We start from the raw sequence: 6,000 nt of genomic DNA, 5'->3' as shown, positions 1-6,000 counted from the left end.
GCAATGACCAAGGCGCCGAGGCCTCGATTGCCAAACTGGTCGGCGAGCTCGGCTTCGCCCCTGTGTCGCTCGGCAAAATCAACGAAGGCGGCGCTCTGATTGACATGGGAGGACCGCTCATTCTTCAGAACCTCATCAAGCAAGGCTGACGCCGCAGATTTTCTCCCGCCCCAGCGCCTTTGCCTCATCCACCGGGAGTCTTTGCTTCGCGTTGAGCGGCAGTGTCCTGACGCTCGTCTCGCCTGGGCAATGCGGAATACGTAGTTGCAAGTCAAGTCGGCCTCCCGCTCCTGAACGACCGCTTCGGCTTGAGCCGTGTGGCCGATAAGGCCCCGAGGCTGCGAAGGCGGCAGCAGGCTACAGTCGGCCAACACCGGACCTTCAGCGCTTCGACTCAGTGAACAACGACACCCAATGAATCGACCCCTGTACGCAGACGAGGCTCTCCGCCTATGAGCAAGGAATTGGTCCTTCCCGAGGCAATGTGGAGCGTGATGGAGCCAGTACTACGTCACGACCTGACGACTGTCACCAACAAGTTCCAGCGAGAATTGATGGAGCGGTATGGGGTGCGCACGCACTTTCGGCTTCGGAGCGGACTTGTGAAGACGGACGTCCGCGTGAACTGGGATGGTCGGGTGGTGGAGGAGTGGTATGAAGAATGGGGTGTGCGGGCGGAAAAGTACGGCCCCCCTCGCTTTACCAGCGAAGACCTCGAATCCTGGGGTTGTTACGACAAGGTGCGCGAGCCGACCCTCCTGCATCCGTTCAAGGTGGTTCGAGTCTGGAAAGTCCGGGTTCGGGCCGACGGTACCTTGGGCTAGCCGCCCAAAGCGGCTAGTTCAGAATTCGGCCAACTGCTGACATTCAAACCAACCGCCCAATTCGAAGGAATGGTTGGCCAATCCATCGAAGAGCCAGGCATACCTCGCGACCCTGCGGAGCGATTCTCAGAGTTGCGAGATGGGCGCAATCCTCCTCGGTCGCCTCTGGGCTCGGCTCGAGTGGCGCCGGGCCGTTTTCCATCAAAATCGCGACAAAATCGTATCTTTGTGTGGCAAAACACCGACATATTGTCGACACCATCGCCACTGCCCTCGAAAAACGCGACACATGCCGGTTCCTTCTGAAATCGAATAATGCGACAATGAGAGGGAGTTGTAGCTCAAATATCCGACAAGCCTCGAAACGACACTCCCTTGGTCACGAAAATCACGACACCCGCTCTCGACGACACCATCCTTCTGTACCCGGAGCTTTCGCCCGCGCAGGTGCGCCAGGTCCAGCGGCGGCTCGCGACAGGAGAGCTGAAGCAGGTGGCCAAGGGCTTCGCATCCTCGCTGCCCAAGGAGGACTGGGCCGCCCTCGTCGCACGACACCGTCCGCGCGTGCTGGCCGCCTTCTTCCCAGGCACCGTGATGAGCTTTCGCACCGCGTTCGACGGCGGCGCCCCGAGCCAAGGCAAAGTCTTCCTGGTAGGCACCTATCGGCGGAACGTGGAACTGCCCGGCCTGACGGTCGAGGTCTGGAAGGGCCCACCGCCGCAGGCTGGTGACAGCCAGATGATGGGGCGGCCGCTCTACTTCGCGTCGGAGCCCCGGGTGTTGCTCGAGAACCTGTCACCCAGCCGCGGGGAGAGCCCCAAGAGCGTTGGCGTCGAGGCCGTGGAGAAACGGTTGCTGGACATCTGCCACTCGCGCGGCGAGAGCTCCCTGAGTCAGCTGCGGGAGCGGGCGCGTGAGGTCGCGCCGGCGCTGGGCCTCGAGCGCGAGTTTGCGCAACTCGATGGTTTGGTGGGCAGCATCCTGAACTCGCGGCCCAGCGTTCTGACGACGCATCAGGGCAAGGCCCACACCGCGGCCGTCCCCTACGACAGCGCTCGCTTGGAGCTGTTCGAGAAGTTCGCGCAGCGCCTGCGCGCCAACCCTCTGCCCATGCCGCCCTCCTCGCTGGGCAACGACCGAGCCCGGCGGAATTTTGCGTTCCTGGAATCGTACTTCTCCAACTTCATCGAAGGCACCGAATTCGCCGTCGAGGACGCGCGCGGCTTCGTGCTGGAGGGCGTTCCTGTCACGGTACGGCCCAAGGATTCCCACGACATCATCGGCGTGTTCGAGCAGGCGCTCAGTCCCACCTGGTCAACGCTTACGTTACCCGCGGGCGAGCCTGTGCTCGAGCAACTGCGCGCGCGACACAGCAAGCAGATGGAGAACCGACCGGAGATGGGCCCGGGTGAGTTCAAGCTGGTTGTGAATCGCGCGGGCAACACCGAGTTTGTGCTGCCTCAACTGGTGAGAGGAACGTTGGTCGAAGGTAGCAAGCTGCTGCCAGGCGTGCCCGCGGGCACCGCGCGTGCGCTCTTGGCAATGTTCCTTGTTGCCGAGGTGCACCCATTCAACGACGGCAACGGACGCCTGGCGCGCCTGGTGATGAACGCTGAGCTGTCTGCCGTCGACGGATGCCGCATCATCGTGCCCACGCTGTATCGCGAGCAGTACCTGGACTGCCTGCGTGCGCTGACCCGCGGGGGCGACCCGGACCCATTCATCAAGGCCATCTGCCATATCCATGACTGGAGCTCGCGCTTTCGCTACGACGACCTCGACCAGGTCATCGCGGACATGCGCCGCTGCAATGCCTTTGAGCGCTCGCTCACCCAGTTCAAGCTCTTGATGCCGTAGCCGGCGACTACTTCGTGGGCCTGCTGAAGCCGGTGCGCGTGCGGCAGAATGCGGCCAGAAGCAGACACCCGCAGCGTCCGGGCCACCTTCACTGGCGCGCGTAGCGCAAATGTGTGGCGGCTGAACCATGTAGAACGCTGTCGATGCGAAATTGCGGGCTGGGCTCTCGCAGGTTCTCGAAGAGGCGCCGCCCGCTACCAAACAACACGGGTGCCCAGGCGATTTCCAGTTCGTCGACGGCACCCAGGTTTAAGTACTGCTGAATTACATCCGCTCCACCCGCGATGCGGATATCACGTTCGCCTGCGGCTTCTCGGGCCATCGCTAGCGCACGCTCGGGCCCGTCATTGATGAAGTGGAAGGTCGTACCGCCTGGACGCACCCACGGTTCGCGCTTTTCGTGGGTAAGAACGTAGACCGGTGTGTGAAACGGGGCGTCCTCCGGCCAGGCGATTTCCCCTTGGTCGAACATCCGCTTGCCCATGATGTTGGCGCCGATGCGCTCGAAGGTGTATCGAACGAGGTCATTAACCGGGCCAGTTTCTCCGCCTGGTCCGAGCTTGAGTACGTTCTCGCGAAAGTACTGCTGCTTGAGTATCCAGGCCATCATTGCGCCCCACTTGGCCCCCCAGTTCTTGAACTCGGGGTCGCCCATGGTCATGCCTTCCGGCGCCATATAGCCGTCGAGGCTGAGTCCAATGTTGACGAATACTTTGCTCATGACTTTCCTTTAGGTCGACCGTTGTGTACAGCGTCTACAACGATATCCCGGAATGGATGCCGTGTACAAGGTCCCCTTCGTCCAGCCCCGGCGGATTTTTTTTTGCTGCCCCCCACCTGGGCGACCGCTTCGGGCTCGAAGCTCCCCTGCCGCGCCGCGACCGGCTACAGTCGGCCACAACCAGACATTGACGGCTCCCTCCCGGCGAAGTTCAAGGCAGGTCTATCCCATGCCAATGCGCCTTGGTCGCGGCGGACTATAGTCGGCCAGAACCGGACGGTCGCACTCGGGCTCCGAAGCGCGTGCGCACTGACGACATGGCGGGCAACAATCAGCCCATGAAATGCCAGATTTGCGGGCGTGAGCTCGACCGAGACGACGACCCGTTGTCGGTGAACTGCGCCGGCGACTGCTGGGGGTGTGTTGGCGAGGTCGAGGCGGCCATGGGCTGGGAGCCATCATTGAAAAAGGTGCGCGAAGAGTTCGCTCTCGGCCTTCGGCCAGGCTGGACCGACCCATTCACCAGCGGCTGACGGCCAATACCGGTCGTTCGAGCCCGACTCACAATATTGCTGCCCAGTTAGTTCGATGAGTGCTTTCCCGTGACACATGCACCACGTGGCGTCTCCGTCGCGCTAGGCGTAGACCTTGGTTCGCTAATCGACGTTGCCTTGCACGACGCGGTCTGCCTGCGTTCTTCGGCGTTGATGATGCCAAGCCATCGAGACCACTACTTGCTTTTCGGCTCGGGTTGGAACGGTGTCGCCATTCGCATGAAGGCCGCCGGTCGTCACGCAGAGGAATTCAAGCGGCTATTCTCGGCCGAAGCGGCCTCCAGCACTGAAGAAAGGTTCGAGCAAGACGCTCGCTTCTTCGACTGCATCGCCAACGCGACGGCGGCCGCTGAGAACGCGGTCTTCGCGGCCTACCTTCTATCCGTCTTTCCGATGGTGCCGCAGCCAATGGAAAAAGCCCTCAAACAGCCGAGAGACCAAATGGTGGAGCAAGTCTCAAAGGGCGGTGCCACCGGTGCTCTTGGCCGGTTTCTCAGAAACTCGTTCATTGCTCCGGAGGCTGCCAGGCTGTACGAAGTCCGCGATTACCTTCTTCATCGCGGCCGTCCGCCTAGAACTCACTTCTTGGGCGGAGAATTCCACGGCAAAGCAACCATAGCGCGGAACCTGAAGGCTCATTCTTCGCAATGGCAGAATGACTTGGTCCTTGACAGCGATACTCTGAACACGGTGTTGCGTTGGCTGACGCAGCACTGTGAAGGGGCTGCGAAGCTCATGTTGCAGGTCATGCAGTAGGCCATGCTGACGGCAATTGCGGAGGGGCGCCTGGCCTCCAGAGCGCATGCGAACGGACCGCACAGCAGATAACAATCGGCCACAACCGGACTTTCGTCACGACCTTTCAGTTTTCCTTCAAAAGCGCTTTGAAGCCGCTTACCCGCTGGCTAGATTCGCGGCAAAGCACGACTCAAGCACCCAAATTTCCAGAGAACTCCGATGCGGCTTCTATCCAAGCTCAGACTCGCTCCCGTTGTCCACGCGATGATTCTGATGGCTCTTCCGCTGGCCTCCGTCGCTGAATCAAAACCGCTGTGTGGGCCAACGGCGCTAAGGGCCGCGACATACATCGACGGCTTGGGCTGGGGCCGAGTCAGCGGGAACCAGCTGAGCATTTTGGGCATCATGAAGGACGGAGTGAGCGCCGATGAGATTGTCACGATTCGGTCCAACGTCAGCGGGTATCGCTACGTACTCGACATGCGTATCGACGCGAACACGGAGAGCTGCATCGTGATGGCGCTAAAGGCCGAAACCATGTGATTGCCGGTCGCAAGGCGCAGTGGCGTCGTGCGGCGGCAGTCGGCCAACAGCTGACGTTGCCGAACGCCATCACGAAGTGAAACGTTGAACCATACTTTGCCCCCAAGGCCGGAGCTCATATGACCACGATTGCTGAGAACACAGGATTCGTCACGCTCATCAACGTTTTCTCGGTCGAGCCCGCGAATCAATCGGAGCTCGTCACACTGCTCGCACAGGCCACGGACACGTCAGTCCGCCACGTTCCGGGCTTTGTCTCCGCAGCCCTTCATCGTAGTGTCGATGGTACGAAAGTCACGATGTACGCCCAGTGGGAAAGCGCCGAGCACTACCAAGCGATGCGCTCGAATCCGGTCGCCTCCCCATTCCTCGACCAAGCACTCGCGATAGCGAAGTTCGACCCTGGGATGTACGAGGTGGTGAAAGTCTTTTCTGCTTCGCTTCAAGGCTGACGGCCGTCGATTCGATGACGGTGCGATGCCACGGGCCGTAGATTCTTCGCGCCAGCTTCTGGCTGCAGTCGGCCAGAAGCGGTCGTGCGACACGGTCCTCTTGTCGCAGGTGAAGGACGCGCCTATCGTGCGTAGCATGAAGGTTAGCGAACTCATTCAACTCCTGCAGAGGTGCGACCCAGACGCCACGGTTGTCATCTGCGACAAGTCTGAATTCATCCGCGTGGGACTGATACGCCCGCTCACAGCCGAGGAACTGCAGCCGATGCAACTAGGAGAGGTCGTCGAGGACGACGGTCGATGGATTTGCC

Annotated in this window: 7 protein-coding genes; 6 read left to right on the top strand and 1 reads right to left on the bottom strand. The window is 61.0% G+C overall.

The annotated features are described in order from the left end of the window. Window positions 1–452: 452 nt before the first annotated feature. The gene (locus tag AC1DNF_RS11025) at window positions 453–824 is read left to right on the top strand and encodes a hypothetical protein (RefSeq protein WP_478148620.1); all 372 of its coding nucleotides are present in this window, start codon (window positions 453–455) and stop codon (window positions 822–824) included. Window positions 825–1,199: 375 nt separating this feature from the next. Beyond that, complete coding sequence (locus AC1DNF_RS11020; protein ID WP_478148619.1) at window positions 1,200–2,681, top strand: Fic family protein; 1,482 nt, start codon at window positions 1,200–1,202, stop codon at window positions 2,679–2,681. An 88-nt stretch (window positions 2,682–2,769) separates the two neighbouring features. Here the strand turns inward: AC1DNF_RS11020 and AC1DNF_RS11015 are convergent, their stop codons facing one another. Beyond that, window positions 2,770–3,402: a dihydrofolate reductase family protein gene (locus AC1DNF_RS11015; RefSeq protein WP_478148618.1), complete on the bottom strand. Its 633-nt coding sequence runs from the start codon at window positions 3,400–3,402 to the stop codon at window positions 2,770–2,772. A 317-nt stretch (window positions 3,403–3,719) separates the two neighbouring features. On the opposite strand from AC1DNF_RS11015, the gene AC1DNF_RS11010 reads away from it, so the two are divergent. The 4 genes from AC1DNF_RS11010 (at window position 3,720) to AC1DNF_RS10995 (ending at window position 5,689) form a co-directional block, all read left to right on the top strand. Next, entirely contained in the window at window positions 3,720–3,935 is a 216-nt protein-coding gene (locus tag AC1DNF_RS11010) for a hypothetical protein (protein WP_478148617.1), read from the top strand. Between the two features lie 138 nt (window positions 3,936–4,073). Further along, a complete protein-coding gene (locus AC1DNF_RS11005) occupies window positions 4,074–4,712 on the top strand; it encodes a hypothetical protein (protein ID WP_478148616.1) in 639 nt (212 codons plus the stop codon). 201 nt (window positions 4,713–4,913) lie between these two features. Then, window positions 4,914–5,237: a hypothetical protein gene (locus AC1DNF_RS11000; protein ID WP_478148615.1), complete on the top strand. Its 324-nt coding sequence runs from the start codon at window positions 4,914–4,916 to the stop codon at window positions 5,235–5,237. A 119-nt stretch (window positions 5,238–5,356) separates the two neighbouring features. Next, window positions 5,357–5,689, top strand: a complete 333-nt coding sequence (locus AC1DNF_RS10995; RefSeq protein ID WP_478148614.1) for an antibiotic biosynthesis monooxygenase family protein — start codon at window positions 5,357–5,359, stop codon at window positions 5,687–5,689. Window positions 5,690–6,000: the final 311 nt, after the last annotated feature.

The organism is Variovorax sp. 01T432 (assembly GCF_056398605.1).
The sequence above is the reverse complement of the archived record's forward strand: the minus strand, read 5'-3'. Positions and strand labels throughout refer to the sequence as shown.

Bases quoted from the DNA above. Each gene is read 5' to 3' on its own strand.
- AC1DNF_RS11025 (WP_478148620.1), top strand. From the start codon at position 453: ATGAGCAAGGAATTGGTCCTTCCCGAGGCAATGTGGAGCGTGATGGAG.
- AC1DNF_RS11015 (WP_478148618.1), bottom strand. From the start codon at position 3,402: ATGAGCAAAGTATTCGTCAACATTGGACTCAGCCTCGACGGCTATATG.
- AC1DNF_RS11010 (WP_478148617.1), top strand. From the start codon at position 3,720: ATGGCGGGCAACAATCAGCCCATGAAATGCCAGATTTGCGGGCGTGAG.
- AC1DNF_RS11000 (WP_478148615.1), top strand. From the start codon at position 4,914: ATGCGGCTTCTATCCAAGCTCAGACTCGCTCCCGTTGTCCACGCGATG.
- AC1DNF_RS10995 (WP_478148614.1), top strand. From the start codon at position 5,357: ATGACCACGATTGCTGAGAACACAGGATTCGTCACGCTCATCAACGTT.